Consider the following 23,827-nt stretch of genomic DNA (forward strand, 5'->3'; position numbering starts at 1 on the left):
TTTTTTGAGCGTGTGGGGGTGACCAATTCATGGCCGCGAAGAAGCTGAATCTCGATAATTTCCTGCCCTACCGCCTGTCCATCGCCTCCAACGCCCTGTCGAGCCGGATCGCCGCCGAATATGAGAATCGCTTTGGGCTGAAGATCCCCGAATGGCGGTTGATGGCGGTGCTCGGCGAAGGGCAGCCGAAGACGCAGCGCGAGCTGGTCGAGGCGACGCGCATGGACAAGGTGACGGTGAACCGCGCCGCCAAGGCGCTCGCCGACCGCCAGCTCATCGCGCGCCAGGCGCATGAGGCCGACGGGCGTTCGCACCATCTCGAACTCACCGAAACGGGGCGTTCGCTTTACGACGCGATCGTCCCCGCGGCGCTGGCCAGCGAGACGCAGCTCGAATCGAACATCAGCGCCAGCGAACGCGCCACGCTGATGGCCATCCTTGCGAAACTGACCGCCGCCGCCGAAGATTATGGCTGATCGCACCTATCGCGCCGCACCGGCCGATGCATTGCGCGTCGAGCCGCTGGGCGAACTGACCGCGATTTTCGACCGGCGGTCGATGCAAACGCATCTCGTCGTATCGCCGATGCCCGAGATACTGGACGCGATGGGCGCCGATGCCTGCAATGTCGCCGGTCTCGCCGCGCGCCTTGCCGCCGCGTTCGATCTCGACGCGACGGAGGATGCGCAGCCCATCCTGGCCGAACGGCTGCGCGAGCTCGCGGCGATGGGGTTGGTGGAGCGCGCGTGAGGCACAGCACGCGCATTGCCGTCGGCCCGGTACAGTTCCGGATCGGAAGCGACTGGGCCGAGCCGATCGCGGCGCTCGAACATCTGTACGCGGGATATCCCCAGGACGATACGCGCCCCGCCGAGGCGACGGTGCGGCTGTTCGCGGCGCGGCCGTGGCGGCGCTGGCTTCGGCCGTCGGTCCACATCGGCGGCGATTTCGTCGTTCCCGACGCGCTGCCGCTGCCGCTCTCGATGGGATTGCTCGCCGCCGAGATGGGGATGAACCTGCAAGTCGCGCTTGGCTGGCGGCGGCACATGCTGCTGCATGCGAGCGCGGTGGCGAAGGATGGCCGCGCGCTGATCATGTCGGGCGAATCGGGGTCGGGCAAATCGACGCTCGCGGCGCTGCTCGGCGAGAAGGAGGGTGGGGGCGACTGGCGGCTGATGGGCGACGAGTTCACGCTGATCGACCCCGCCGGCGGCAATGCCTTCGCTTTCCCGCGCGCGGTCAGCCTGAAGAATGAAGCGATCGCCGAGGTCGCGGCCCGCGTCGACCCGTCGCGGCTCGGCCCGTTGCTCGCCGCGACGCCGAAGGGCGATATCCGTCATCTGATCCCGCGCGCCGATGCGATCGCGGCGATGCACGAGCCCGCGCGCCCGGCGCTGCTGCTGTTCCCGCGCTTCGGCGGCGAGGCAAGTGTCGAGCCGATGGGCGAGGGCGAGGCGTTCGTCCGGTTGACCGAGGCGTCGACCAATTATGTCGCGCTCGGCGAGGCGGGTTTTGCGGCGCTGACGCGGCTCGTTCGCGAAACCCCGGCGTTCGCCATTTCCTATCCCGACAGCGCTGCCGGTATTGCGCTGGTCGAGCAGCTCTGGGCGGAGGCGGCGAAGTGAGCGCGGTACGAACCTTCGTCGACCTGCTCGCCGGCCGCCGCGACCCCGCCGCACTTGGCCCGCGCGACTGGGACGGCGTGATCGGCGTCGCGCGCAGCGAGGCGATGCTCGCGACGCTCGCACACCGGCTCGCCGATGCCGGCCTGCCGCCGGCCGTCGCCGCGCTCTTTGCCGATCAGCGCGCCGCCGCGCAAGTCGCGCAGGCGCAGGCCTTGTGGGAGGCCGAGATGGCGCGGCGCGCGCTCGCCCCCGCGGGGATCGAGTTCGTGCTGCTGAAAGGCGCGGCCTATGCCGCTGCGGACATGTCGTGCGCCGCTGGACGCCAGATCGGCGACCTCGACATATTGGTCCTCGCGCCCGACATCCGCCGCGCCGAAAATCTGCTGCTCAAGGCGGGGTGGGAATGGGTGAAGTCCGATCCCTATGACGACGCCTATTACCGCCAGCATATGCACGAGCTGCCGCCGATGATCCACAAGGCGCGCGACCGGATGATCGACGTCCACCACACCATCCTGCCGCGCACCCACCGGATCACGCCCGACGCGCTGGCGCTGGTCGGCGATGCGGTGACGAGCGGCGCGGGGTTCGCGGTGCTGAACCCTGCCGACATGGCGTGCCACTGCGCCGCGCATATGCTCGCCGACGGCGATTTGCAGGGCGGGCTGCGCAATCTGTGGGATTTCCGCACGATGACGCGCGATTTCGCCGCGGCCGATCCGGGCTATTGGGGGCAGCTCGACGGGCGGGCAGCGCTGCATGGGTTGCAAGGCGCCGTTCACCGCGCCGCGCGGCTGTCGCGCGATCTTTATGGGGTGGCGCTGCCGAGCGGGTGGGATCGGCAGGATCCGGCCGACGCGTGGTTCCGCCGCCGCCTCTTCGCGCGCAACGATTGGGGGCGCGTGACGGAGCCGATGCTGGAGCAGGCTTTCTACATCCGCTCACACTGGCTGCGCATGCCGCCTGCGATGCTCGCCAGGCATCTCTGGACGAAGTGGCGGAAGCGCTAAAGCGTTTCGAGCAGCGGCACCAGTTCGTCGAAATGATCGATCACATGGTCGGCGCCGAGCTCGCTGGCGGGCCGGTCGAGAAAGCCGAAGCTGACCGCGACGCTCGGCACGCCCGCATTCTTCGCCGCCATCACATCATAGATGCTGTCGCCAACGAAGGCCGCGCGCCCGCCGCCGCATCGCTCGATCATCGCATGGATCGGTTCGGGCGACGGCTTGCGGACACCCAGCGTGTCGCCGCCGATGATCGTCGCCATGCGGTCGGCCAGATCATATTCGCCGAGCAAGACGCGCGCCAGATGCTCGACCTTGTTGGTGACGACCGCGGTGCGCACGCCCAGCGCGCCCAGCCGGTCGAGTGCGGCGAGCACACCTGGAAAGGGGCGGCTGTGGACCGCGATATGCGCTTCGTAGAAATCGAGCAGTTCGGGATAAAGCCGCTCGACCGCGCCATCGGGGACGCCGCCCGACGCGCGCAGCCCTTCCTCGAGCATATGCTTCGCGCCGCGTCCGATCATCGGCCGCACCGCCGCCTCGGCCAGCGGGGCGCGGTCCATCAGCCCCAGCGTATGATTGACCGCCGCCGCAAGGTCGCCGAGCGTATCGAGGAGCGTGCCGTCGAGGTCGAAGCCGACGATCGCAAAAGGAAATCCGTTCATCCGCCGCGCATGGCGCGATGCTCTGGAAACCGCAATGATTTGCTGGCATGGCAGCGCGCATGAGCAATAAAATCGCCGCTATCGTCCTTGCCGCGGGCAAGGGCACCCGCATGAAGTCCGACTTGCACAAGGTTCTGCACCCGATCGCCGGCCGGCCGATGCTGCTGCACCTGATGGCGAGCGTCGACGAACTCAGCCCCGCGAAGAAGGTCGTGATCGTCGGCGACAAGGCCGACCAGCTCGAAGCCGCGCTTGCGGGCAGCGCCGACCTCGCGGTGCAGGATCCGCAGCTCGGCACAGGGCATGCGGTTCAGCAGGCCGAAGCCGCGCTCGCGGGTTTCGACGGCGATGTGCTGATCCTCTACGGCGATGTGCCCTTCGTTCCCGCGGCGACGATGCAGGCGATGATCGACCGGCTGAACGCGGAAGATGCGCCCGCGGTCGTCGTGCTCGGTTTCGAGCCGTGGGACGGATTGCAATATGGCCGGGTCATCAGCTGGGACGATGGCACCATCACCAAGATGGTCGAATATAAGGACGCGACGCAGGTCGAACGCGACTTTCGCGTCTGCAACAGCGGCCTGATGGCGGTGCGCGCAAAGGATCTGTTCGCATTGCTTGCCCGGGTCACCAACGAGAATGCGGCGGGCGAATATTATCTTGTCGATATCGTCAACCTTGCGATTGCCGACAAGCGGCGCTGCGTCGTGATTAAGACTGACCCCTATGATGTCGCCGGCATCAACAGCCGCGGTGAACTCGCCTCGATGGAGGCCGACTGGCAGGCGCTTCGCCGTCGCGACGCGATGGCCAACGGCGTTACGCTGATCGCCCCCGACACCGTCTGGTTCGCGTGGGATACCGAGCTTGGCCGCGACGTGACGATCGAACCCAATGTCTTCTTCGGCCCCGGCGCGAAGATCGCAGACAATGTGAAGATCCGCGCGAACTGCCATATCGAAGGCGCCATCGTCGGCACCGGCTGCGAGGTCGGCCCGTTCGCGCGGCTGCGCCCCGGCACCATCCTCGGCGAGAAGGCGAAGATCGGCAATTTCGTCGAAACCAAGAAAGCGGTGCTCGGCAAGGGCGCGAAAGCGAACCATCTGACCTACCTCGGCGACGTCACCGTGGGGGCCGGCGCGAACATCGGCGCGGGCACGATCACCTGCAACTATGACGGCTATTTCAAATATAAGACCGAGATCGGCGAGAATGCCTTCATCGGATCGAACAGCGCACTGATTGCGCCGGTCAGGATCGGCCGCGACGCGATCGTCGCCGCGGGCAGCGCGGTGACGCTCGACGTCGCCGACGGCGAACTCCGCCTCGTTCGCGCCGAGCAGCTGGTCAAGCCCGGCTGGGCCGATCGCTTCCACGACGCGATGCGCAAGAAAAAAGCGGCGGAAAAGAAATAGCCCGATGTCTGCACCGACGCTGACGACCGCGCGCCTCGTGCTGCGCCAGCTGCGCGACGACGATGCCGCCGCGCTGTTTCCGGTGCTGTCCGATCCCGAGGTGATGACCTGGTGGTCGAGCGGGCCGCATATATCGCCCGCCGAGACCGAGGCCTATGTCAAAGGCAATGCCAGCGAAGGGCAGGGCTATCTGTGCTGGGCGATCACCGCGGGCGATGATGCCGCGCTCGGCTGGGTGATCCTGATCGACGGCAAGCCCGACGTGAAAGAGATCGGCTATATCCTGCGCCGTGACCGTTGGGGCAGCGGTATCGCGCGCGAAGCGGTGACGCGGGTGATCGACCATGGCTTCGGCGAGATGGGGCTGCGCCGGATCTTTGCCGACACCGACCCCGAAAACCCCGGCTCGATCGGGCTGCTCGAACGGCTGGGGTTCCAGCGCGAAGGCCGGCTGCGCGGCGAGTGGGAGACGCATATCGGCGTGCGCGATTCGCTGATCTACGGCCTGCTGCGGGACGAATGGATGATGGAGAAGACGCAATGAGTGACCGCTATACCGACAAGCCCTTCCTGCGCTTTGTCGACGCCTGGGTGCTGAAGGCGATCGGCCATCTCGACGCCGCGACCGAGACTTATTGCAAGGCGATGGTGCCGCAGCTCGAACAGAGCTTCGGTGTGACGGGCAGCTGGGAACAGATCGTCGAGCAGCAGATGAAGTTCGGACCCGAGCTGAAGGCGCAGATCCTGAAAATCTGGACCGACGGCAAGGCACGCTTCGCCGCGGGCAATGGCGAGGCGCCCGATCCGGTGCAGTTCGCGATGATCTTCGTCGACCGGAATTTCGGGCGGGCATGAGCGGCCCGATCGTCCGTCCGGCGGCGCGCGCCGACTATGATCGCTGGCTGCCTTTATGGGACGGCTACAACGCATTCTACGGCCGTAGCGGCGATACGGCGCTGGCGCCGGAGATCACCGCGGCGACGTGGGAGCGCTTCTTCGATCCCTATGAGCCGATGTTCGCGCTTGTCGCCGAACAGGACGGCGCGCTTCTCGGCCTCACCCATTATCTCCTGCATCGCAGCACGACGTCGTTGCTGCCGTCGCTTTATCTGCAGGACCTTTTCACCACCGCCGAAGCGCGCGGAAAGGGCATTGGCCGTGCGCTGATCGAGGGCGTCTATGACGCGGCAAAGGAGCGTTCGCTGCCGCGTGTCTATTGGCTGACGCACGAAACGAACGACGCGGCGATGATACTCTATGATCGGATTGCCGAAAAATCGGGTTTTCTCGTCTATCGCAAGTCGATCGGTTGACATGATATCATGATATGATATCAGTATATCAATGACCCGCATCCTTGCCGATCTGCCTGACGACGACATCAAATGGCTCGACCAGCTCGCGGCCGAGCAGGGGAAGTCGCGCGCATCGGTTCTCCGCGAGGCGGTGGCGGCCTATAGGGCCGAAACGCCAAAAGACTGGCTCGATGTCGGATTCGGAGCGTGGAAAGATCGCACCGATATAGGCGATGCCGTCGAATGGCAGCGGCGCGAACGCGCGTCGTGGACGCGGCCTTGGGATGCCGACTATGCGGAGGTTCGCGCCGAATTTCCTGACCTGTTCGACGAAGACGATGACCGCGAGCATGAAATTCACAAGGCATGGGCGGCCGAAAACGGTGTCGCGTTGGGCACTCTCGAAGCGGCAGATGCCAAGCCGAAGAAAAAGAAGAAGCAAGGCCGAACGTGAGCGGCTTTACTTTCGACAGCAATATATTGATCGACGCGCTGCGCGGTTTTCCCCAAGCCCGCCGCGAGATCGAGCGTGCGCTTCAGCGCGACCGCCTCTGGGTAAGCCGGATGGTGTGGATCGAGGTGATGTCGAAGGGCGAGGGCGAAGGGCTGCGCCGGGCCGAGACGCTGCTTTCGGGTTTCGGCGTCGACGAGGTCGATGAAGAGATCGCAGGGCGCGCCGCCAACCTTCGCCGCGATCGGCCGCGGCTGAAATCGCCCGACGCCATCATTCTGGCGACAGCGCAGTCGCGCGGCCGGGTGCTGGTGACACGAAATACCAAGGATTTTCCGGCCAACATGCCGGGCATTCGCGTTCCTTATACGCTCTAACGAAAGCAATTACCCATGTGCGGAATTATCGGAATCATCGGCACGGCCCAGGTGGCGGACCGCCTGGTCGACGGGCTGAAGCGCATGGAATATCGCGGCTATGACTCGGCGGGCGTGTGCACGGTCGAGGGCGGCCAGCTGATCCGCCGCCGCGCTGAGGGCAAGCTCGGCAATCTCGTCAAGGAACTCGCCGGCAATCCCGCGCCGGGCACCGTCGGCATCGCGCACACGCGCTGGGCGACGCACGGCGCGCCGACCACGAGCAACGCGCACCCGCACGCGACGGGCGAAGTCGCGCTCGTCCACAACGGGATCATCGAGAATTTCAAGCCGCTGCGCGAAGCCTTGCAGGCGCGCGGCCGCAAGTTCGAAAGCGAGACCGATACCGAGGTTGTTGCGCATCTCGTCAGCGAACAGATCGAAGCCGGCCTGTCGCCGCAGGACGCGGTGAAAGCGGTGCTCCCACAGCTCCGCGGCGCCTTCGCGCTCGCGATCGCCTTCCGCCAGCATCCCGATCTGCTCATCGGCGCACGCCTCGGCTCGCCGCTCGTCGTCGGTTACGGCGAGGGCGAAACCTATCTCGGCTCGGACGCGCTCGCGCTCGCGCCGCTGACGCAAAAGATCGCCTATCTCGACGAAGGCGACTGGGTCGTCATCACCCGCGACGGCGCGCAGATCTTCGACGCCGCAAACAACCCGGTGACGCGCGAAATCACCACCTCGGGGGTCACCGCCGCGGCGGTCGAGAAGGGCAACTACCGCCACTTCATGCAGAAGGAGATTTTCGAGCAGCCGACGGTGGTCGCGCAGACGCTCTCCTCCTACATCCGCCCGCTCGAACAGACTGTCGCGCTGCCGCAGATGGACTTCGACTTGTCCAAGGTCGAGCGCATCACCATCGTCGCGTGCGGGACCAGCTTTTACGCCGGCATGGTCGCGAAATATTGGTTCGAGACCTTCGCACGCGTCCCCGTCGACATCGATGTCGCCTCCGAATTCCGCTACCGCGATCCGGTGCTCCAGCCCGGCGGGCTCGCGCTCTTCATCTCGCAGTCGGGCGAGACCGCCGACACGCTCGCGGCGCTCCGTCACTGCAAAGCGAACGGGCAGACGATTGCGGTCGTCGTCAACGTGCCGACGAGCAGCATGGCGCGCGAGGCCGATCTGCTGCTTCCAACCCACGCGGGGCCCGAAATCGGCGTCGCCTCGACCAAGGCGTTCACCTGCCAGCTCGCGGTGCTCGCCGCGCTCGCCGCGCACCTCGCGCTCAAGAAGGGCAAGCTCAGCGCCGCTGAAGAGCGCGAGATCGTCAAGCATCTGATCGAGGCGCCCGCCGCCTTGAACGCGGCGCTCGCCCACGACGAGGAAATCTCGAAGATGGCGCACCTCGTCGCTCCCGCGCGCGACGTCCTCTACCTCGGCCGCGGCCCCGACTATCCGCTCGCGCTCGAAGGCGCGCTCAAGCTCAAGGAAATTTCGTACATCCACGCGGAGGGTTACGCCTCGGGCGAGATGAAGCACGGGCCGATCGCACTGATCGACGAGGCGGTGCCGGTGATCGTCCTCGCCCCGTCGGGCCCGCTGTTCGAAAAGACCGTCAGCAACATGCAGGAAGTCATGGCGCGCGGCGGCAAAGTCGTGCTGATTTCGGACGCCGAAGGCCTCGCCGAAGCCGGCGACGGCTGCATGGCGACGATCGAAATGCCCAAGGTCCACCCGCTGATCGCGCCGCTCGTCTATGCGGTGCCGGTGCAGTTGCTGGCCTATCATGTCGCCGTGGCGAAGGGGACCGATGTCGATCAGCCGCGCAATCTGGCCAAGTCGGTTACAGTGGAGTAGGGCGCCCGCCCATCACTCCGCCGCATTAGCCTGCTCGAGAATCGACGCGGCGATTTCGTCGATCTTGCCGGCGACGAGCAAGGGCGCGCCGCCGACCATGCCGACCTGCGTCTGGCCGTTTTCATAGTCGCGGAGCCAGGCGACATTTTCGGCGACGACGAGGTAATTGCCGCCGCGCGACTTGAGCGAAATGAATTTCATTGGGGTGTCTCCTGATCCCCGATGCTCTAGGCGGGAAATATGAAGAATATCAGATCGACTCCTCCCGCCGCGATCATCTTCGATTTCGACGGCGTCGTCGCCGACAGCGAGGTGCGCGCCAACCTGTCGCTGGCGGAGAGCCTGACCGCCGCCGGCATGCCCGCGACCTATGACGAATGCCTGCGCGACTATTATGGCCACAACTGGCAGGAAACCGAGCGGCGCATCGTCGCGCGTTACGGGCGTCCGCTGCCGGTCGACTTTCGTGAGACGCACCGCGCGCGGGCACGGGCGCGTTATATGGAAGGGTTCGATGCCGTCCCGGGCGTCGCGGATTTCCTCGGCAGCGTGGGTTCCCTGCCGCGCGCGATCGCCTCGTCGAGCCGCGCCGAATATATCGGCTGGGCGCTCGGCCTGTTCGGGCTCGGCCATCATTTCGGCGAACATGTCTACAGCGCCGACGGCTGGGACCGCGGCAAGCCACATCCCGACATCTATCTCGCCGCCGCGAAGGGGCTGGGCGTCGATCCGGCCGCGTGCCTTGCGATCGAGGATTCGCCGACCGGCGCGCAGGCGGCGATTGCGGCGGGGATGACCGTCGTCGGCTTTTGCGGCGCGGGGCATATCGTCGACCGCGCGGGCCATGGCGCGATGCTGCAAGAGGTTGGCGTGCATCATGTGGCGCTGACGTTCGACGAGGTTGCAGCGCTGACGCTCAACCTCAAATGATCCTCCCTGCGGCGAAGCCATGGGGAGGTGGCAGCGCAAAGCGCTGACGGAGGGGCCAATGGCGCGACGTCGCTGCCCCTCCACCATCCTTTGGATGGTCCCCCTCCCCATGGCTTCGCCGCAGGGAGGATTGAAGCTGCAAAAATCTCTGTCCTACTTTGGATCGCTGGATTAGCTTCGCGCCCGGTTCGATCCCGATCGCGGGAGGAAATATGCAATCGCGAGTGAAGTTACGCAGTTTTCCGCGATTTTTCAAAACGCCTTTCGAGGAGAGAGATATGTGCACCGAAAACACCGAAGCCGATCTCGACCGCGCGGGATTGCCCGTCGGGCGGCGTAGTTTTGCCGCGCTTGCTAGTGCCGGTGCGCTGATCGCGGCGCTGCCCGCGCGTGCGATCGCGGGCAAGCCGGTGAAGGGCCGCGATGTCGAGATCAAGACCGCCGATGGCACCTGCGACGCCTATTTCGTCGCGCCCGCGAGCGGCAAGCATCCCGGCGTGCTCATCTGGCCCGACATTCGCGGGCTGCGTCCCGCCTTCCGCCAGATGGCTGACCGGCTGGCGGGCGAGGGTTATGCGGTGCTCTGCGTCAATCCCTTCTACCGCTGGCAGAAGTCGCCCGTCGTGACCGCGACGAGCGATTTCAACGATCCGGCGATCCGCGAAAAATTGTTCGGTTACCTGAAGCTGCTGACGCGCCCGATCGTCGAGACCGATGCCAAGGCGCATCTGGCTTTCCTCGATGCGCAGAAGGAGGTCGATACCAAGCGCAAGATCGGCACGACCGGTTACTGCATGGGCGGGGCGATGACGATCTATACCGCGGCGCTGAAGCCCGATCGCGTCGGCGCGGCGGGCAGCTTCCATGGCGGCGGGGTCGGCACCGACAAGCCCGACAGCCCGCACCTGCTGATTCCGAAAACCAACGCCGGTTACCTGTTCGCGATCGCCGATAACGACGACAAGGAAACGCCGAACGAGAAGATACTGCTCAAGGCCGTTCTCGAACCTCGCAAGCAGTGGCACGAGGTCGAGGTTTACGAAGGCGCGATGCACGGCTGGTGCCCGCCCGACGGCCGCGCCTACAATGAAGCGGCGGCCGAAAAGGCGTGGGCGCGGATGCTGGCGTTGTTCAAAGCCGAGCTCGCCTGACGCCGCTAGCGGGGCAGGGTGTCGAGCAGCGCCCTGCCGCGCGGCGACAGCCGATATCCGGTCTCGAGACTTTCGGTCAGGCCAAGCTCCTTGAGCTTGCGGATATTCTGCTTGAGCCACATCTTTTCGACACGGAGCGACTTTGCGATGTCGGCTGCCGCTTGTCCTTCGTGCGCGGCGATATGGTGCAGGACCGGCCGCGTCCACGGGCTGGCCCCCCGGTCGAACCGGTCGAGCCGCTGCGCGAGCGACGCCGCCTCGTCCGCCGAAAGATCGCCGACCTCGCGAAGCGCGATGCGCGGATCGGGCCGATCGAAACGGAAGGCGATGCGATAGATGTCGCCGTCGGGTCGCGCGTCGAGCTCGGCCAGCAATTCGGCGCACGACGCGAAACCGGCAGAGCGTGCATCGGCTTCGGTAATCGCGGCGGACGCACAGGGCGTCACGCTTTCGATCGCCAGCTCGCCGATCGCGGTACGCAGCCGCCCGCCGGCCTTGACCGTCGGGCGCCGCCAGCGCCGAAAGGCAAGCGTCACCTCGCCGGTCCTGATGCGTTCGAGAAGGACGGCGCGGAACAGCATCGATCCGCCGGCGCCTCAGTGCGCGTGCGCGCCGCCGCTCGCGGCATAGCTCGCATAGACGCGCTGGCCGCCGGGGCCGAAGGTCATGACCTTATAGGCTTCGCGGTGGTCGCCATGCTCCATGCCGGGCGATCCCGTCGGCATGCCCGCGACCGCGAGGCCTTTCACGCCTTTCGGCTTCTCACGGAGCAACCGGCTGATTTCCTTCGCGGGCACATGGCCTTCGATCACATAGCCGCCGACGAGCACGGTATGGCAGCTGCGCAGCGCCTGCGGCACGCCCTGCTTGTCCTTGACCGAATTCATGTCGGGCGAATTCACCACGACCGCCTTCTGCCCGAACGAGGCTTTCACCTGATCGAGCCATTTGAGGCAGCAGCCGCAGCCCGCGTCGCGAAACATCGTCGGGTTCGCGGCGTGCGCGGTGCCGATCACGGCGGAGAAAGCGGCGAGGGCAAAAAACGCGCGGCGGGCAGGTATCATCGCAAATCCTTTTTGAAGAGGTTGCCGCGAACCTATAGGCTGACCCCATGAAAGTCCATTTCATCCGGTCGGGCGAGCGCCGTTACAGCATGCGCATCGAGCGTGCCGGTGCGCCGGTGCTGGTGATGGACCCGGCGCCGGGTTTCGATCCCGACCTGCCACACGACATGGTGCATTTCGTCGTCGAGGCGGCGCTGGGACTCAAGGCCGGCGTGTTCGGCCAGATTGCCGCAGGGGGCAACGCCGGATCCTTCCACATCGGCGGCCCCGAGGGCGGCGACGCCCGCGAGCATCGCCGTGCGGCGCGCAAGCAGGCGGCGAAGGGAAGGAAGTTGATCGAGGGGCAGGGGCGCGATGGCGAGCTGTCCGAAATCGCGGCGTTCCTGTTCGATGTCGCGTGGCGGAGCCAATTGCGCCCCGACAGCGCGGCGCAGCGCGCGGCGCTCGGCGAGGCGGATCGGACGCGGGCGGGCCTCAGTCCCGAGGAGCGCGCGCGGATCGATACCGCGCGGCCGCAAATATTCGAGACGTTCGAGCGGCTTTCGAAGGCATGGCGCGCGCTGCCCGTCGGCGGGGCGCTGATCCTCGAATGGCCGTCCGTTCAGCCCATCGGGTAGAGGATGTCCTTGCTGACCTTGTACAGCGCCTTCATCACATCGTCGCCTAGCACCAGTTCCATCGCGTCGAGGATCCGATCGACCTGATCATAAGCGCTGACCCCGACGATCGTCGAGGCGACGAAGTCGTGCTGCTTCGACCAGGCGGTCGCCATCGTCACCGGGTGCAGCCCGGCTTCTTCCGCAATCTTCAGATAGCGCTCGGTCGCAGCAAGGCTCTTGTCGTTGACGAAGCGGCGACCCATCGCAGCCTGTCGGCCCTCCATCTTCAGATAGCGCGAGAAACGCGCGCCCTCGGGCGTCGCGCCACCCTGATATTTGCCTGACAGAACCCCGCCCGCGAGCGGCGAGTAAGGGATCAGGCTGACGCCTTCCTGCCGGCACACTTGCGCCAGCTCGTCCTCGAAGCGGCGGTTGTTGAGGCTGAAATTATTCTGGATCGTGTGGTAACGCGCGCCGCCGAGCCGATCCGACGCCGCGAGCGATTTCATCAGCCCCCAGCTCGTCTCGTTCGAACAGCCGAGGATGCGGACCTTGCCGGCGCGAACGAGTTCGTCGAGCGCGTCCATCATCTCGTCATAGGGCGCGTCATGGTCGGGCCAGTGCGTCTGGTAGAGGTCGATATAGTCGGTCTGGAGCCGCGTCAGGCTGTCGTCGACCGCCTGCATGATATTCTTGCGGTCGAGCGCGGTCATCCCGCTGCGGCATGGCGACTGGAACCACACATGGCTCGGCCCTGAAACCTTGGTCGCCAGAATGATCGCGTCGCGCGGCTTGGTCTTCAACCAGCGCCCGACGATCTCCTCGGTCCGCCCGACCCATTTGACGTCGGGGGGCACCGGATAGCCTTCGGCCGTGTCGTAGAAGTTGATCCCCGCGTCGAAGCAGCGATCGAGCACGCGGAACGCCTCGGCCTCGTCGGCCTGGCTGCCGAAGGTCATCGTCCCCATGCAGATGTCGGACACATGGATGGCGCTCTTGCCGAGGCGACGACTCTGCATGCTCTTGTTCTCCGGTCAGAAGAGGGGAGCGCCGTCCATAGGTTGCGGGATGCAACCTTGCAATCAGATCAGCAGCGCGAGCGATCCGACGAGCAACGCCGCCATCGTCCAGTTGAACGCCTTGAGCCGCGCCGGGCTCGACAGCCAGCTGCGCATCACCTGGCCCATCACCGCCCACAGGCTGGTCGAGGGCAGGTTGATGATCCCGAACACGACCGCGACGAGCAGCACCGCGCCGAGATTGCGGTCGGGGGCGTAAAGCGCGATCGCAGTCAGCGCCATCGACCAGGCCTTGGGGTTCACCCACTGGAACAGCATCGCCTGCACGAAGGTCATCGGCTTGCCGCGCGCGCCGCTTTCGGTGTCGGGCGCGGCGGCGTTGGCGATCTTCCATGCGAGCCAGAGCAGATAGGCGACGCTCACCACCTTCAGCACCGTGCCCAGTATCGGGAACAGGTCGAACAGACCCATCAGCCCGACCCCGACCAGTATGATCATCAGCGTGAAGCCGATGCCCACCCCCAGCGCGTGCGGCACCGTCCGGCGTAGCCCAAAATTGGCGCCCGACGCCATCAGCATCATATTGTTCGGCCCCGGCGTGATCGACGAGACGAGCGCGAAGGCGGAGAGCGCGAGGAGAGTGGTCTGGTTCATGCGCGCAACATAATGCGTTTTGATGCGCGATGGATTGCAAAGGTGGCCCGCTGCGAGCTAGATTATGCAATCTATGATCAAGATCGACGCCATTGGCCGCAGGATATTGCATGAACTGTCGCGTGACGGGCGAATCTCGAACCTCGAGCTCGCCGAGCGCGTCGGGCTTTCGCCGTCGGCCTGCCTGCGCCGCGTGCAGGAGCTTGAACGCAGCGGGGTGATCAAAGGCTATCGCGCGGTGATCGACCCGGCGAAGCTTGGATTGACCTTCCTTGCCTATGTGACCGTAGGCCTGTCGTCGCACACGAAAAAGTCGCAGGTCGATTTCGAGGCGGCGATGGCGGGCGCGCCCGAAGTCCGCGAATGCCACAACATCACCGGCACGATCGAATATCTGCTGCGCGTCGAGACCGAGGATCTGGCGGCGTACAAGCATTTCCACACCGAGGTGCTGGGCGTGCTGCCGCAGGTGCACTCGATCACCACCTATGTGCTGATGGACTCGCCAAAGGACGAGCGGGCATAGTTTTTCTTCGCCATGCCCGCGAAGCGGTGAGCTTGAACCGCGGTGCCCGCGACCGCATATCGGTTTCATGACGAAACTCTCTTTCCTCGACCTCGTGCCCGTGACCGACGCCGGCACGATTGCCCAATCGCTCGCCAACGCCGCCGATCTCGCCCGCCACGCCGAGGCGCTCGGGTACGGACGCTATTGGGTCGCCGAGCATCATGGCATGACGGGGATCGCGAGCGCCGCGACTTCGGTCGTGCTCGCGCATATCGGGCACGCGACCCACAGCATTCGCATTGGTTCGGCGGGCATCATGCTACCCAACCATGCCCCGATGGTGATCGCCGAGCAGTTCGGGACGCTCGAAGCCTTGTTCCCCGGCCGGATCGACCTGGGTCTGGGGCGCGCGCCGGGATCGGATCAGCGCGTCGCGCGCGCCCTGCGCCGGACGCTCGCCAGCGACGAGCGCCAGTTCCCGCAGGATGTGCTGGAATTGCAGGCTTTCCTCGCCGGTGACGAGCAACTGGGTATCACCGCGGTTCCGGGTGCGGGCACACATATCCCGCTGTGGATCCTCGGATCCAGCACCTTCGGCGCGCAGCTCGCGGCGATGCTCGGGCTTCCCTATGCCTTCGCCAGCCATTTCGCGCCCGACGCGCTCGACGAGGCGCTCGACATCTATCGCCGCCAGTTCAAGCCTTCCGCACAGCTCGCCGAACCTTACGCCGCCGCGGCGTTCAACGCCTTCGCAGCCGATACGCGCGAGGAAGCCGAACTGCTCGCCTCGTCGCAGCAGCAGGCGTTCGTTGCGCTGCGCACCGGCAATCCGGGCAAGATGCAGCCGCCATTGGAGGGCTATAAGGACAGCCTGCCGCCGAATGCGCGCGCGATCCTCGATCATGTGCTGCAATGTTCGGCGGTCGGCACCGCCGACGATATCGCGGCAGGGCTGAAAACTTTCGTCGCGCGCACCGGCGTCTACGAGGTGATCATCGCGTCGTCGATGTACGACCATGATGCGCGCAAACATTCGCTCGCGCTGACGATGGAGGCGGGCAAGTCGCTCTGATAGATCCTCCCCATCGCTGCGCGACAGGGAGGAGCAAGTGCGACCCCCAATGTTGACGTGCCTCGGACTGCGGCAGTATAGGAGCGGCCCGACCAAGGGCGGCCCGCAGAAGGGTCGCCTTTTTACTTTTGACTGAAAGGTGCCTGCCATGACGATCACGCCGCTGATGCCCGTATACCCCCGCTGCGGTGTGCGTCCGGTTCGCGGCGAGGGCGCCTATCTGATCGGCGAGCGAGGCGAGCGCTATCTCGACTTCGCGAGCGGCATCGCGGTCAACCTGCTCGGTCATGGCCACCCGCATCTGACGAAGGCAATTCAGGATCAGGCCGCGACGCTGATGCATGTGTCGAACCTCTACGGTAGCCCGCAGGGCGAAGCCTATGCCGCGCGCCTCGTCGAGAACACCTTCGCCGACACGGTCTTCCTGACCAATTCGGGCGCCGAGGCGGTCGAATGTGCGATCAAGACTGCGCGCGCCTATCATTCGAGCGCGGGGAACGCCGAAAAGCATAATCTGATCACCTTCAACAACGCCTTCCACGGCCGCACGCTCGGCACGATCTCGGCGACCAATCAGGAAAAGCTGCGCAAGGGTTTCGATCCGCTGCTGCCGGGCTTCGCCTATGCGCCGTTCGACGACATCAACGCCGCGCTCGATCTGGTCGACGACAACACCGCGGGCTTCCTCGTCGAGCCGATCCAGGGCGAGGGCGGCATCCGCCCGGCGTCGCAGCCCTTCCTGCAGGCGCTGCGCGACATCTGCGACAAGCGCGATCTGATGCTCGTGTTCGACGAAGTCCAGTGCGGCGTCGCGCGCACCGGCCATCTTTATGCCTATGAACATTTCGGCGTGACGCCCGATATCATGGCGACCGCCAAGGGCATCGGCGGCGGCTTCCCGATGGGCGCCTGTCTCGCGACCGAAAAAGCCGCGCGCGGTATGGTGATCGGCACCCACGGTTCGACCTACGGCGGCAACCCGCTCGCTTGCGCGGCGGGGCAAGCGGTGCTCGACGTCGTGCTCGAGGAGGGCTTTCTCGATCAGGTCAAGGCGACCGGCGAACGTCTGCGCGGGGCGCTCGAGCAGCTCATCCCCAACCACGACCAGCTGTTCGACAGCGTCCGCGGCGTCGGCCTGATGCTCGGGCTGAAACTCAGCTCGGACAGCCGCGCGTTCGTGGCGCACCTGCGCGACAATCACGGGCTGCTGACCGTTGCGGCGGGCGAGAATGTCGTCCGCGTGCTGCCGCCACTCAACATCGACGACAGCCATATCGCCGAATTCATCGAGAAACTGTCAGCGGGCGCGGCGAGCTACACGCCGCCCGAGTCCTGATGTTTTCCGTTCCTGTAGAACGGAGGGCATAATGCGGCACTTCCTGAACCTGTCCGACGCGGGCGGGGACGCGGTCGCCGCGATGCTCGCCGACGCGATCGACCGCAAAGCGGCGCGCGCCGGCTGGCCAAAGGGCAAGGTCGATGCCGATGCGCCGCTCGCGGATCATGTGCTCGCGATGGTGTTCGAGAAGAATTCGACGCGCACCCGCGCCTCGTTCGACATCGCGATCCGCCAGCTCGGCGGCACGCCGATGATCATGGACGCGGGCGTAACGCAGCTCGGGCGCGGCGAGACGATCGCCGACACCGCGCGCGTACTGTCGCGCTATGCCGACGCGATCATGATCCGCACCGACGATCATGCGAAAGTCGAAGAGCTTGCCGAATATGCGAGCGTGCCGGTGATCAACGGCCTGACCGACCTGTCGCATCCGTGCCAGATCGTCGCCGACCTGCTGACGGTCGTCGAAAGCGGCAAGGCGTTGCCGGGGCTCGAACTCGCATGGCTTGGCGACGGCAACAATGTCCTCTCCTCGCTGATCGAGGCGGCGGGACTGTTCGGTTTCCACGTCCGCGCCGGCGTTCCGCAGGGCTATGATCCCGATCCGGACTTTGTCGAAGCCGCGCGCGCCAAGGGTTCGCGTATCGACATCGTGCGCGACGCGCGCGAGGCGGTGGCGGGCGCCGATCTGGTCGTCACCGACACCTGGGTGTCGATGGGGCAGGATCACGCGCACAACAAGATCGCCGCGATGGCGCCCTATCAGGTCGACGAACGGCTGATGACGGGTGCGAAGGACGACGCGATCTTCCTCCACTGCCTTCCCGCGCATCGCGGCGACGAGGTCGTCGATGCGGTGATCGACGGCCCGCAGTCGCGCGTCTGGGACGAAGCCGAAAATCGCGTCCATGCGCAGAAGTCGATCCTGCTCTGGGCGCTCGAAAAATTGTGAGTTCGAAGACGTGAGTGACATCATCGAAACCTGGTTCGACCAGCCCCTGCTGTTCACGATCGCCGAGCGCCATGTGCGCGGGCGACTGGTGCGGCTCGGGCCGACGCTCCAGGCGATCATGGGCGCGCATAATTACCCGCCGGTGGCCGAAAAGCTGCTCGCGGAGGCGCTGGTGCTCACCGTGCTGCTCGGCTCGACGCTCAAGGACGAAAATGGCCAGATGACGCTGCAGGCGCAGACCGGCGGCGGCCCCATTGAGCTGCTCGTCTGCGACTATCGCGGCGGCGAACTGCGCGGTTACCTGAAATTCGATGCCGAGCGGCTCGCCGAGGTCGGCTCCGACCCGACCTTGTTCGCGCTGTTCGGCGAAGGCTTTCTTGCGATCACCTTCGACCAGGCGACGACGGCCGAGCGCTATCAGGGCATCGTCCCGCTTGAAGGCGCGTCGATCGGCGAGGCGGCCGAGCATTATTTCGAGCAGTCCGAGCAGATCCCGAGCCTGATCAAGCTCGCCGCGCGCCACGATCCCGAGGCGGGCTGCCTCGCTGGCGGACTGCTCTTGCAGCATCTGCCCGAGGGCGAAGTCGGCCGCGACCGGTTGCACGTGCGCCACGACAATGCCGAATGGGAGCATGCCAAGACCATCGCGGCGACGCTGAAGGACGAGGAACTCACCGATCCGGCGACGTCGCTCGAGACGCTCGCTTGGCGGCTGTTCCACGAGGATGAGGTGCGCGTCGAGCCGGGCATCGGGGTGTCGCGCGGATGCCGGTGCAGCCCCGGTTATTTCGCCGGGGTGCTCGCGCAGTTTCCGGAGGCCGAGCGTGCCGACATGGCCGATGAAAATGGCCGGATCGTCGTCGACTGCGCCTTTTGTTCGCGCTTCTTTCCGATCCCGCTCGATGAAATCTCGGCTCACAATCGCGCGGAATAGCGATGGAATTTCCGCGAATTTTGGCGACGAAGCGAGGTAATTCGGCGCCAAGTGGTTGAAAACGCATCCCCGGCTTGCTAGCTATAAGGGAACAGGGTCGCATATTCGCTCGCTCGCGGGCGGCCAATGGAACAGGTGGAATGGCGATCTTCTCTCCCACATTGCGAATGTCTCTCCTTGCGCTCGGCTGCGCCGCCGCGAGCGCTGTGCCGGCGCAGGCGCCTTCGCTGGCGATGCTCGACCGCCTCGAAAAAGGCAGCTGGCAGCTTCGCGAACGCGGCAAGGACGACGTGTTGCAGACGATTTGCGTCGGCGACGCGCGGCGGATGATCCAGATCCAGCATCCACGCTCGACCTGTTCGCGCTATGTCATCGAAGACACGCCGAATTCGGTGACCGTCCATTATACCTGCCCCGGCGCAGGGCATGGCCGCACGAGCATCCGCAGCGAGACGAACCGGCTGGTCCAGATCGACACGCAGGGCATTGCCGAGGGCAGGCCGTTTTCGCAGGCGATCGAGGCGCGCCGCACCGGCGGCTGCTGAGCGAACGAAATATTAACCATGCGGCGTTAAACGAGGTGCAGGGCTTCTTCATGAGTGCCCTTCTCCCTAACGGCTGTCATGCCGAACTGGGCCGTGCGGCAAGTGCCATGCGGCCCATTTTCTTTGATGCGGCGCAGCACTTGCGCGCCCCGCGGCGCGGGCCTATCTGGCGCCGATGCAGCAAGTTTCCGGAAAAACGGTGATCGTCCTCCTGTCGGGCGGCCTCGACTCGATGGTCTGCGCGGGCCTCGCGCGCGAAGCGGGCGCGCGGATCGTCGCGCTCACGATCGATTATAACCAGCGCCACCGCGTCGAACTGGAATCGGCGACGCGCATCGCGAACTATATCGGCGCGGCCGAACATATCGTGCTGCCGCTCGACCTTCGCCGGTTCGGCGGCTCGGCGCTCACCGCCGATATCGACGTGCCGAAGGATGGCGTCCCCGAGGTCGAGGGCGGCGGCGATGTCCCGATCACCTATGTCCCGGCGCGCAACCTCATCTTCCTGTCGCTGACGCTCGGGCTCGCCGAAGCGCGGCAGGCGCAGGATATCGTCATCGGGGTCAATGCGCTCGATTATTCGGGCTATCCCGACTGCCGCCCCGAATTCATCCAGGGTTTCGAAAAGCTCGCGGCGCTCGCGACGCGCGACGGCGACAAGGGCGTCGATTTCCATATCCACGCGCCGCTTCAGCATATGACCAAGGCCGATATCGCCGCCGAAGCGGCGCGGCTGGGCATGGACGCGGGGATGAGCTGGTCGTGCTACGACCCGACGCCCGCGGGGCTGCATTGCGGCTCGTGCGACAGTTGCCGCTTGCGGTCCAAGGGCTTCGCCGACGCGGGTCTAGCCGACCCGACGCGCTACGCCTGAGCCGATGACCTACGCCGTCAAAGAGATTTTCCTTACCCTGCAGGGTGAGGGTGCGCAGGCAGGGCGCCGTGCCGTCTTCTGCCGCTTTGCCGGCTGCAATCTGTGGACGGGGCGCGAGAAGGATCGCGCCAAGGCGGTCTGCCAGTTCTGCGACACCGATTTCGTTGGCACCGACGGGACGTTGGGCGGAAAATATAAAACGGCGGGCGCGCTGGCCGATGTCATCGCCGAAAGCTGGGGGCAGGGCCGCGATGACCGCTATGTCGTGCTCACCGGCGGCGAGCCGATGCTGCAGGTCGACGCGGCGCTGATCGACGCGCTGCACGAGCGCGGCTTCACGATCGCGATCGAAAGCAACGGCACCTTCCCGGTCCCGCGCAGCATTGACTGGATTTGCGTCAGCCCGAAGGCAGGGAGCGAACTGGTGCAGACGAGCGGCGACGAATTGAAGCTCGTCTGGCCGCAACCGGGCAGCGATGTCGCGCGGCTTGCGACGCTCGATTTCAAGCATCTGCTTGTCCAGCCGCTCGACGATCCGCACGCCGCCGCCAATGTGCAGGCGTGCATCGATCTGGTGATGGACGATCCGCGCTGGCGCCTGTCGCTGCAGACGCACAAAAATCTGGGGCTGCGTTAGGGTTTATTCGCCCTTTTTCGCGGCGGGATCGGCGGTGATCGCCTTTTTCGCGACGGGCATGTCGACCGCATCGGGATCGTCGTCGGCTTCGCTTGCGGGCGCCGCCTCATCTGCAGTATCCGCTTCGTCGGTCTTCGCCGCATCCTTTTTCGTGCCGTCGTCGGGAACGCTGTAGTCGACCGCCGTGCCATCGCTGACCGCGTCGTCGAGGATGATCATCGAATCGCTCACCGATCCCGGCTGGACCTCGACCGCGTCGAGCTTGGTCGTCGACTTGCCGGCGGTGTCGCCGCCGCCACAGGCAGCGAGCGCGAGCAGGGAGAGCGATGCGAGAAGGGTGCGGTTCATGCGGCGTTCCTAGTCCTTCGGCGAAAGCTTGTCGAGAAAGGCGGGAAACGTTTGCACAAGCGCCGCGTCGACCTCGGCAAAGGATGCGGCCCGGCCCAGCGCGGCGAGGCTCGTCACCGGAAATTCGGCAATGCCGCACGGCACGATGCCGCCGAAATGCGCAAGATCGGGCGCGACGTTGAGCGAAAAGCCGTGCATCGTCACCCAGCGCTTCACGCGCACCCCGATCGCCCCGATCTTGGCCTCGCGGCCGTCGGCATCGTCGGTCCAGATGCCGATGCGCCCCTCGGCGCGCCGCGCCTCGACGCCGAGCAGCGCGAGCGCGTCGATCACCCAGCCTTCGAGCGCGGAGACATAGGCGCGCACGTCGCGCCCGCGTTTCGTCAGGTCGAGCTGGACATAGCCGACGCGCTGGCCCGGGCCATGATAGGTGTAGCGGCCGCCACGCCCGGCATCATAAACCGGAAATTGCGGATTGAGCAGCTCGGCGGGATCGGCGCTCGTTCCCGCGGTATAAAGCGGCGGATGCTCGATCAGCCAGATGCGCTCGCCCGCCTCGCCGGCATGGATCGCGGCGGCGCGCGTCTCCATATCGGCGAGCGCCGCATCATAATCGGTCAGGCCGGGACTGATGGTCCATTCGGGCGGGGAAAGGGGGGGCATTGCGCGGGCTATCTGGCGCGCCGCGGCGCCTCGCGCAAGACCCTCCGTAGCGCTTGCCGACAGGGGTGGACAGGAGCGCCGAAGATCGTCACCTTCGCCGCAACTGGGAAATCGAAAAAATGACGGGGTATCAATGGTAAAATTCGACATGGGCGCCGCGTGGGACGACACGCTGCAACTTCTGAAGTCGCACACGGCGCTGGTCGGCACGATCGCTGGCGTTTTCCTGTTCCTGCCGGCGCTCGCGGTCGCATGGTTCGGCCCGGTGCCGATCGAGCCCGCGGCGGGCGCCGATTTCAATCAGGTCATGGAGAGTTTTCGCGAAAGCTTTCGCCAGATGATTCCGGGACAACTGGCGATCGCGCTATCCGCGCTCATCGGCACGGCGGGAATCCTGCGGCTGTGGCTGTCGCGGACCGGGACCAGCGTCGGCGAGGCGCTGACCTTCGCGCTCATGCTCTTCCCGACGATGATCGCGATCCAGATATTGTGCGGTGTCGCGATCGGTCTCGGCTTTCTCCTGCTGCTCGTCCCGGGCCTCTATCTGGTCGGGCGTCTCGCTCTGGTCGCGCCGGCCGTCGCCGACCGCAGCCTCTACAACCCCTTCGAAGCGATCCGGACGAGCTGGGACCTCACGCGAGGCAATGGTTGGGCGATCTTCTTTTTCCTGTTCCTCGTCGCGCTGGTGATCGTGATCGCGGCGTTGATCATCGGGGGCATCGTCTCGGTCATCGCGGGAAGCGAACCGGGGTTCGGGCGGATGCTGGGCGGCTTCATCGAAGCTGTTTTCAGCGCCGTCGGCAGCCTGGCGTCGATTGCCGTTTCGGCGGCTGCCTATCGCCAGCTTGCATCGTCCGATGTGTTCAAGTGATGCGGGTCACCGCCAATAAGAATGATGTGTCGCAAATGGGCGAAGCCGGTCAGGCTTTTGCCCGCCTTGGATGGAGTGAGTGTCTGGTTTAAAAACAGGGGGAAGTGACATGACGAAAATGAGTATCGGAGCAGCCTTCTCGGAAACCTTCGCGTTTCTAAAGGCGAATTGGATGCAGATGCTGATCTGGATGGGCGGGGCGCTGCTCGTCGTCGGTCTGCTCGGTTATCTGCTCCTTGGATCGACTTTCTCGGCAATGGCGCTGGCGCCCAACGACCCGTCGCTCGTGATGGGCGCGTTCGGCAAGATTGCTCTTTTCGCGCTGATCGCGGCTGTGATTTTTTACGGCGTTTCGATGCTCATCTGGCGCGGCGGCATGTATCCCGGAGAGGCGCCGAATTTCGCCTGGGCGTTTCAGGCCGGGCCGGCGCTGGCCTTTGGCATGTTCGTGGTGATGATCGCCGCCTATATCGTCATCTTCATCATCATGTTCGTCCTGACGCTGATTTTCGGCGCGGCACTCGGCGGCATGGGGGCTTTCTCCCCGGCGGCGCTGGAATCGGGCGGGGCGGGCGCGATCGGCGGCGGCGCGATCTTCCTGATGATCATCCTCTACGTCGCGATGATCGTTTTCCTGCTGTGGGTGCAGGGGCGTTTCCTGGTTGCCGGTCCTGTCATGGCCAATCAGCTGACGCGCAATCCGGTGACGGGCCTCGGTGAATCGTGGCGGCTGACGGGTCCCTCGCAGTGGACGATCGTCGGCTTCTATCTGCTCTTCACGATCGGCATATTCATCTATGCAATGATCGCGGGCCTGATCTTCGGCGGCGTTCTGGGCGCGATTCTCGGCGGTTCGGCGGTGGGCGCGATTTTGACGATGATCGTCATGGCCGCCGTCGTCTACCTGCCGGTCATCATGATTTCCTTCTCGATGCCGGTCGGCGTTTATCGCGCCCTCGCACCGCGCGCATCGGGGGATGTTTTCGCCTGATCTGC

General features: G+C 65.4%; 32 protein-coding genes. 24 read left to right on the forward strand and 8 right to left on the reverse strand.

The genetic code is table 11. The features are described from left to right. Nucleotides 1-29 precede the first annotated feature (29 nt). Genes J2X38_RS08800 through J2X38_RS08815 form a run of 4 tightly spaced genes read left to right on the forward strand, consistent with a single transcriptional unit; the run spans nt 30 to nt 2,635 of the window. Nucleotides 30-476: a MarR family winged helix-turn-helix transcriptional regulator gene (locus tag J2X38_RS08800; protein WP_058538038.1), complete on the forward strand. Its 447-nt coding sequence runs from the start codon at nt 30-32 to the stop codon at nt 474-476. Beyond that, a complete protein-coding gene (locus J2X38_RS08805) occupies nt 469-750 on the forward strand; it encodes an HPr-rel-A system PqqD family peptide chaperone (RefSeq protein WP_310253260.1) in 282 nt (93 codons plus the stop codon). Before J2X38_RS08800 ends, J2X38_RS08805 begins: the two co-directional genes overlap by 8 nt. Continuing rightward, on the forward strand, nt 747-1,625 hold the full coding sequence (locus tag J2X38_RS08810; RefSeq protein ID WP_310253261.1) for an HprK-related kinase A: 879 nt from the start codon (nt 747-749) through the stop codon (nt 1,623-1,625). Before J2X38_RS08805 ends, J2X38_RS08810 begins: the two co-directional genes overlap by 4 nt. Beyond that, nucleotides 1,622-2,635 carry a nucleotidyltransferase family protein gene (locus J2X38_RS08815; RefSeq protein ID WP_310253262.1) on the forward strand — a complete coding sequence of 338 codons (1,014 nt, stop codon included), beginning with the start codon at nt 1,622-1,624 and terminating at the stop codon, nt 2,633-2,635. The genes J2X38_RS08810 and J2X38_RS08815 overlap by 4 nt, the downstream gene beginning before the upstream one ends. On the opposite strand, the gene J2X38_RS08820 is transcribed toward J2X38_RS08815, so the two are convergent. Beyond that, nucleotides 2,632-3,294, reverse strand: a complete 663-nt coding sequence (locus J2X38_RS08820) for an HAD-IA family hydrolase (protein WP_310253263.1) — start codon at nt 3,292-3,294, stop codon at nt 2,632-2,634. The two genes, J2X38_RS08815 and J2X38_RS08820, sit on opposite strands and share 4 nt — an antisense overlap. A 59-nt stretch (nt 3,295-3,353) precedes the next feature. Between J2X38_RS08820 and glmU the strand changes: the two genes are divergently transcribed. Genes glmU through glmS form a run of 7 tightly spaced genes read left to right on the forward strand, consistent with a single transcriptional unit; the run spans nt 3,354 to nt 8,671 of the window. Continuing rightward, the gene (glmU, locus tag J2X38_RS08825) at nt 3,354-4,709 is read left to right on the forward strand and encodes a bifunctional UDP-N-acetylglucosamine diphosphorylase/glucosamine-1-phosphate N-acetyltransferase GlmU (RefSeq protein ID WP_310253268.1); all 1,356 of its coding nucleotides are present in this window, start codon (nt 3,354-3,356) and stop codon (nt 4,707-4,709) included. Between the two features lie 4 nt (nt 4,710-4,713). Beyond that, nucleotides 4,714-5,253, forward strand: coding sequence for a GNAT family N-acetyltransferase (locus tag J2X38_RS08830; protein ID WP_310253270.1), 540 nt, complete (start codon nt 4,714-4,716; stop codon nt 5,251-5,253). Next, a complete protein-coding gene (locus J2X38_RS08835; RefSeq protein ID WP_310253272.1) occupies nt 5,250-5,564 on the forward strand; it encodes a hypothetical protein in 315 nt (104 codons plus the stop codon). Before J2X38_RS08830 ends, J2X38_RS08835 begins: the two co-directional genes overlap by 4 nt. Next, complete coding sequence (locus tag J2X38_RS08840) at nt 5,561-6,022, forward strand: GNAT family N-acetyltransferase (protein WP_310253274.1); 462 nt, start codon at nt 5,561-5,563, stop codon at nt 6,020-6,022. The genes J2X38_RS08835 and J2X38_RS08840 overlap by 4 nt, the downstream gene beginning before the upstream one ends. 31 nt (nt 6,023-6,053) lie before the next feature. Then, on the forward strand, nt 6,054-6,458 hold the full coding sequence (locus J2X38_RS08845) for a ribbon-helix-helix domain-containing protein (RefSeq protein ID WP_310253276.1): 405 nt from the start codon (nt 6,054-6,056) through the stop codon (nt 6,456-6,458). Beyond that, nucleotides 6,455-6,832 carry a type II toxin-antitoxin system VapC family toxin gene (locus tag J2X38_RS08850; protein ID WP_136174773.1) on the forward strand — a complete coding sequence of 126 codons (378 nt, stop codon included), beginning with the start codon at nt 6,455-6,457 and terminating at the stop codon, nt 6,830-6,832. The genes J2X38_RS08845 and J2X38_RS08850 overlap by 4 nt, the downstream gene beginning before the upstream one ends. Nucleotides 6,833-6,847: 15 nt before the next feature. Then, nucleotides 6,848-8,671, forward strand: coding sequence for a glutamine--fructose-6-phosphate transaminase (isomerizing) (gene glmS, locus J2X38_RS08855; protein WP_310253281.1), 1,824 nt, complete (start codon nt 6,848-6,850; stop codon nt 8,669-8,671). A 12-nt stretch (nt 8,672-8,683) separates the two neighbouring features. Here the strand turns inward: glmS and J2X38_RS08860 are convergent, their stop codons facing one another. After that, the gene (locus J2X38_RS08860) at nt 8,684-8,872 is read right to left on the reverse strand and encodes a hypothetical protein (RefSeq protein WP_058538027.1); all 189 of its coding nucleotides are present in this window, start codon (nt 8,870-8,872) and stop codon (nt 8,684-8,686) included. 39 nt (nt 8,873-8,911) lie between these two features. Here J2X38_RS08860 and J2X38_RS08865 point away from each other — a divergent pair, with 39 nt between their 5' ends. Then, nucleotides 8,912-9,601 carry an HAD family phosphatase gene (locus tag J2X38_RS08865; RefSeq protein WP_310253283.1) on the forward strand — a complete coding sequence of 230 codons (690 nt, stop codon included), beginning with the start codon at nt 8,912-8,914 and terminating at the stop codon, nt 9,599-9,601. 278 nt (nt 9,602-9,879) lie between these two features. Continuing rightward, on the forward strand, nt 9,880-10,752 hold the full coding sequence (locus tag J2X38_RS08870) for a dienelactone hydrolase family protein (RefSeq protein WP_058538025.1): 873 nt from the start codon (nt 9,880-9,882) through the stop codon (nt 10,750-10,752). A gap of 5 nt (nt 10,753-10,757) precedes the next feature. Here the strand turns inward: J2X38_RS08870 and J2X38_RS08875 are convergent, their stop codons facing one another. After that, nucleotides 10,758-11,333 carry a winged helix DNA-binding protein gene (locus J2X38_RS08875; RefSeq protein WP_310253286.1) on the reverse strand — a complete coding sequence of 192 codons (576 nt, stop codon included), beginning with the start codon at nt 11,331-11,333 and terminating at the stop codon, nt 10,758-10,760. A 15-nt stretch (nt 11,334-11,348) separates the two neighbouring features. Next, a complete protein-coding gene (locus tag J2X38_RS08880; protein WP_310253289.1) occupies nt 11,349-11,816 on the reverse strand; it encodes a DUF411 domain-containing protein in 468 nt (155 codons plus the stop codon). A gap of 47 nt (nt 11,817-11,863) precedes the next feature. On the opposite strand from J2X38_RS08880, the gene J2X38_RS08885 reads away from it, so the two are divergent. After that, nucleotides 11,864-12,433 (forward strand): hypothetical protein, encoded by a 570-nt coding sequence (locus J2X38_RS08885; protein ID WP_058538022.1) that lies wholly within the window; start codon nt 11,864-11,866, stop codon nt 12,431-12,433. Here the strand turns inward: J2X38_RS08885 and J2X38_RS08890 are convergent. After that, nucleotides 12,418-13,434, reverse strand: a complete 1,017-nt coding sequence (locus tag J2X38_RS08890; protein WP_310253291.1) for an aldo/keto reductase — start codon at nt 13,432-13,434, stop codon at nt 12,418-12,420. The genes J2X38_RS08885 and J2X38_RS08890 overlap by 16 nt on opposite strands. A 63-nt stretch (nt 13,435-13,497) precedes the next feature. Beyond that, nucleotides 13,498-14,088 (reverse strand): LysE family translocator, encoded by a 591-nt coding sequence (locus J2X38_RS08895; protein ID WP_058538020.1) that lies wholly within the window; start codon nt 14,086-14,088, stop codon nt 13,498-13,500. Nucleotides 14,089-14,152: 64 nt separating this feature from the next. Here J2X38_RS08895 and J2X38_RS08900 point away from each other — a divergent pair, with 64 nt between their 5' ends. The 8 genes from J2X38_RS08900 (at nt 14,153) to queE (ending at nt 20,949) form a co-directional block, all read left to right on the forward strand. Next, on the forward strand, nt 14,153-14,614 hold the full coding sequence (locus J2X38_RS08900; protein ID WP_310253293.1) for an Lrp/AsnC family transcriptional regulator: 462 nt from the start codon (nt 14,153-14,155) through the stop codon (nt 14,612-14,614). Nucleotides 14,615-14,681: 67 nt separating this feature from the next. Continuing rightward, nucleotides 14,682-15,668, forward strand: a complete 987-nt coding sequence (locus J2X38_RS08905; protein ID WP_310253295.1) for an LLM class flavin-dependent oxidoreductase — start codon at nt 14,682-14,684, stop codon at nt 15,666-15,668. Between the two features lie 148 nt (nt 15,669-15,816). Then, nucleotides 15,817-17,004 carry an aspartate aminotransferase family protein gene (locus J2X38_RS08910; RefSeq protein ID WP_310253297.1) on the forward strand — a complete coding sequence of 396 codons (1,188 nt, stop codon included), beginning with the start codon at nt 15,817-15,819 and terminating at the stop codon, nt 17,002-17,004. Nucleotides 17,005-17,032: 28 nt separating this feature from the next. Further along, complete coding sequence (argF, locus tag J2X38_RS08915; RefSeq protein WP_058538224.1) at nt 17,033-17,959, forward strand: ornithine carbamoyltransferase; 927 nt, start codon at nt 17,033-17,035, stop codon at nt 17,957-17,959. A gap of 10 nt (nt 17,960-17,969) precedes the next feature. Beyond that, entirely contained in the window at nt 17,970-18,893 is a 924-nt protein-coding gene (locus J2X38_RS08920) for an Hsp33 family molecular chaperone HslO (RefSeq protein ID WP_231732644.1), read from the forward strand. 140 nt (nt 18,894-19,033) lie between these two features. Beyond that, nucleotides 19,034-19,438: a hypothetical protein gene (locus tag J2X38_RS08925; RefSeq protein ID WP_137887887.1), complete on the forward strand. Its 405-nt coding sequence runs from the start codon at nt 19,034-19,036 to the stop codon at nt 19,436-19,438. Between the two features lie 175 nt (nt 19,439-19,613). Beyond that, nucleotides 19,614-20,312 (forward strand): 7-cyano-7-deazaguanine synthase QueC, encoded by a 699-nt coding sequence (queC, locus tag J2X38_RS08930; protein ID WP_310253301.1) that lies wholly within the window; start codon nt 19,614-19,616, stop codon nt 20,310-20,312. 4 nt (nt 20,313-20,316) lie between these two features. Then, nucleotides 20,317-20,949, forward strand: coding sequence for a 7-carboxy-7-deazaguanine synthase (queE, locus tag J2X38_RS08935; protein ID WP_310253303.1), 633 nt, complete (start codon nt 20,317-20,319; stop codon nt 20,947-20,949). Between the two features lie 3 nt (nt 20,950-20,952). Here the strand turns inward: queE and J2X38_RS08940 are convergent, their stop codons facing one another. After that, complete coding sequence (locus tag J2X38_RS08940) at nt 20,953-21,297, reverse strand: hypothetical protein (RefSeq protein WP_310253304.1); 345 nt, start codon at nt 21,295-21,297, stop codon at nt 20,953-20,955. A 9-nt stretch (nt 21,298-21,306) separates the two neighbouring features. Continuing rightward, nucleotides 21,307-21,960 (reverse strand): lipoyl(octanoyl) transferase LipB, encoded by a 654-nt coding sequence (gene lipB / locus J2X38_RS08945; RefSeq protein WP_058538013.1) that lies wholly within the window; start codon nt 21,958-21,960, stop codon nt 21,307-21,309. Nucleotides 21,961-22,093: 133 nt separating this feature from the next. Here lipB and J2X38_RS08950 point away from each other — a divergent pair, with 133 nt between their 5' ends. Both J2X38_RS08950 and J2X38_RS08955 read left to right on the forward strand, forming a co-directional pair. Then, nucleotides 22,094-22,831, forward strand: coding sequence for a glycerophosphoryl diester phosphodiesterase membrane domain-containing protein (locus tag J2X38_RS08950; RefSeq protein ID WP_310253306.1), 738 nt, complete (start codon nt 22,094-22,096; stop codon nt 22,829-22,831). Nucleotides 22,832-22,940: 109 nt separating this feature from the next. Continuing rightward, entirely contained in the window at nt 22,941-23,822 is an 882-nt protein-coding gene (locus J2X38_RS08955; protein ID WP_310253308.1) for a hypothetical protein, read from the forward strand. Nucleotides 23,823-23,827: the final 5 nt, after the last annotated feature.

Source organism: Sphingopyxis sp. BE235 (genome assembly GCF_031457175.1).
Taxonomy (GTDB): Bacteria; Pseudomonadota; Alphaproteobacteria; order Sphingomonadales; family Sphingomonadaceae; genus Sphingopyxis.

Bases quoted from the DNA above. Each gene is read 5' to 3' on its own strand.
- J2X38_RS08890 (WP_310253291.1), bottom strand. From the start codon at position 13,434: ATGCAGAGTCGTCGCCTCGGCAAGAGCGCCATCCATGTGTCCGACATC.
- J2X38_RS08900 (WP_310253293.1), top strand. From the start codon at position 14,153: ATGCAATCTATGATCAAGATCGACGCCATTGGCCGCAGGATATTGCAT.
- J2X38_RS08940 (WP_310253304.1), bottom strand. From the start codon at position 21,297: ATGAACCGCACCCTTCTCGCATCGCTCTCCCTGCTCGCGCTCGCTGCC.
- J2X38_RS08820 (WP_310253263.1), bottom strand. From the start codon at position 3,294: ATGAACGGATTTCCTTTTGCGATCGTCGGCTTCGACCTCGACGGCACG.
- J2X38_RS08830 (WP_310253270.1), top strand. From the start codon at position 4,714: ATGTCTGCACCGACGCTGACGACCGCGCGCCTCGTGCTGCGCCAGCTG.
- J2X38_RS08925 (WP_137887887.1), top strand. From the start codon at position 19,034: ATGGCGATCTTCTCTCCCACATTGCGAATGTCTCTCCTTGCGCTCGGC.
- J2X38_RS08880 (WP_310253289.1), bottom strand. From the start codon at position 11,816: ATGATACCTGCCCGCCGCGCGTTTTTTGCCCTCGCCGCTTTCTCCGCC.
- J2X38_RS08870 (WP_058538025.1), top strand. From the start codon at position 9,880: ATGTGCACCGAAAACACCGAAGCCGATCTCGACCGCGCGGGATTGCCC.
- J2X38_RS08905 (WP_310253295.1), top strand. From the start codon at position 14,682: ATGACGAAACTCTCTTTCCTCGACCTCGTGCCCGTGACCGACGCCGGC.
- J2X38_RS08885 (WP_058538022.1), top strand. From the start codon at position 11,864: ATGAAAGTCCATTTCATCCGGTCGGGCGAGCGCCGTTACAGCATGCGC.
- queE (WP_310253303.1), top strand. From the start codon at position 20,317: ATGACCTACGCCGTCAAAGAGATTTTCCTTACCCTGCAGGGTGAGGGT.
- J2X38_RS08835 (WP_310253272.1), top strand. From the start codon at position 5,250: ATGAGTGACCGCTATACCGACAAGCCCTTCCTGCGCTTTGTCGACGCC.
- J2X38_RS08875 (WP_310253286.1), bottom strand. From the start codon at position 11,333: ATGCTGTTCCGCGCCGTCCTTCTCGAACGCATCAGGACCGGCGAGGTG.
- J2X38_RS08865 (WP_310253283.1), top strand. From the start codon at position 8,912: ATGAAGAATATCAGATCGACTCCTCCCGCCGCGATCATCTTCGATTTC.
- glmS (WP_310253281.1), top strand. From the start codon at position 6,848: ATGTGCGGAATTATCGGAATCATCGGCACGGCCCAGGTGGCGGACCGC.
- J2X38_RS08860 (WP_058538027.1), bottom strand. From the start codon at position 8,872: ATGAAATTCATTTCGCTCAAGTCGCGCGGCGGCAATTACCTCGTCGTC.
- J2X38_RS08910 (WP_310253297.1), top strand. From the start codon at position 15,817: ATGACGATCACGCCGCTGATGCCCGTATACCCCCGCTGCGGTGTGCGT.
- queC (WP_310253301.1), top strand. From the start codon at position 19,614: ATGCAGCAAGTTTCCGGAAAAACGGTGATCGTCCTCCTGTCGGGCGGC.
- lipB (WP_058538013.1), bottom strand. From the start codon at position 21,960: ATGCCCCCCCTTTCCCCGCCCGAATGGACCATCAGTCCCGGCCTGACC.
- J2X38_RS08800 (WP_058538038.1), top strand. From the start codon at position 30: ATGGCCGCGAAGAAGCTGAATCTCGATAATTTCCTGCCCTACCGCCTG.
- J2X38_RS08805 (WP_310253260.1), top strand. From the start codon at position 469: ATGGCTGATCGCACCTATCGCGCCGCACCGGCCGATGCATTGCGCGTC.
- J2X38_RS08895 (WP_058538020.1), bottom strand. From the start codon at position 14,088: ATGAACCAGACCACTCTCCTCGCGCTCTCCGCCTTCGCGCTCGTCTCG.
- glmU (WP_310253268.1), top strand. From the start codon at position 3,354: ATGAGCAATAAAATCGCCGCTATCGTCCTTGCCGCGGGCAAGGGCACC.
- J2X38_RS08845 (WP_310253276.1), top strand. From the start codon at position 6,054: ATGACCCGCATCCTTGCCGATCTGCCTGACGACGACATCAAATGGCTC.
- J2X38_RS08955 (WP_310253308.1), top strand. From the start codon at position 22,941: ATGACGAAAATGAGTATCGGAGCAGCCTTCTCGGAAACCTTCGCGTTT.
- J2X38_RS08840 (WP_310253274.1), top strand. From the start codon at position 5,561: ATGAGCGGCCCGATCGTCCGTCCGGCGGCGCGCGCCGACTATGATCGC.
- J2X38_RS08950 (WP_310253306.1), top strand. From the start codon at position 22,094: ATGGTAAAATTCGACATGGGCGCCGCGTGGGACGACACGCTGCAACTT.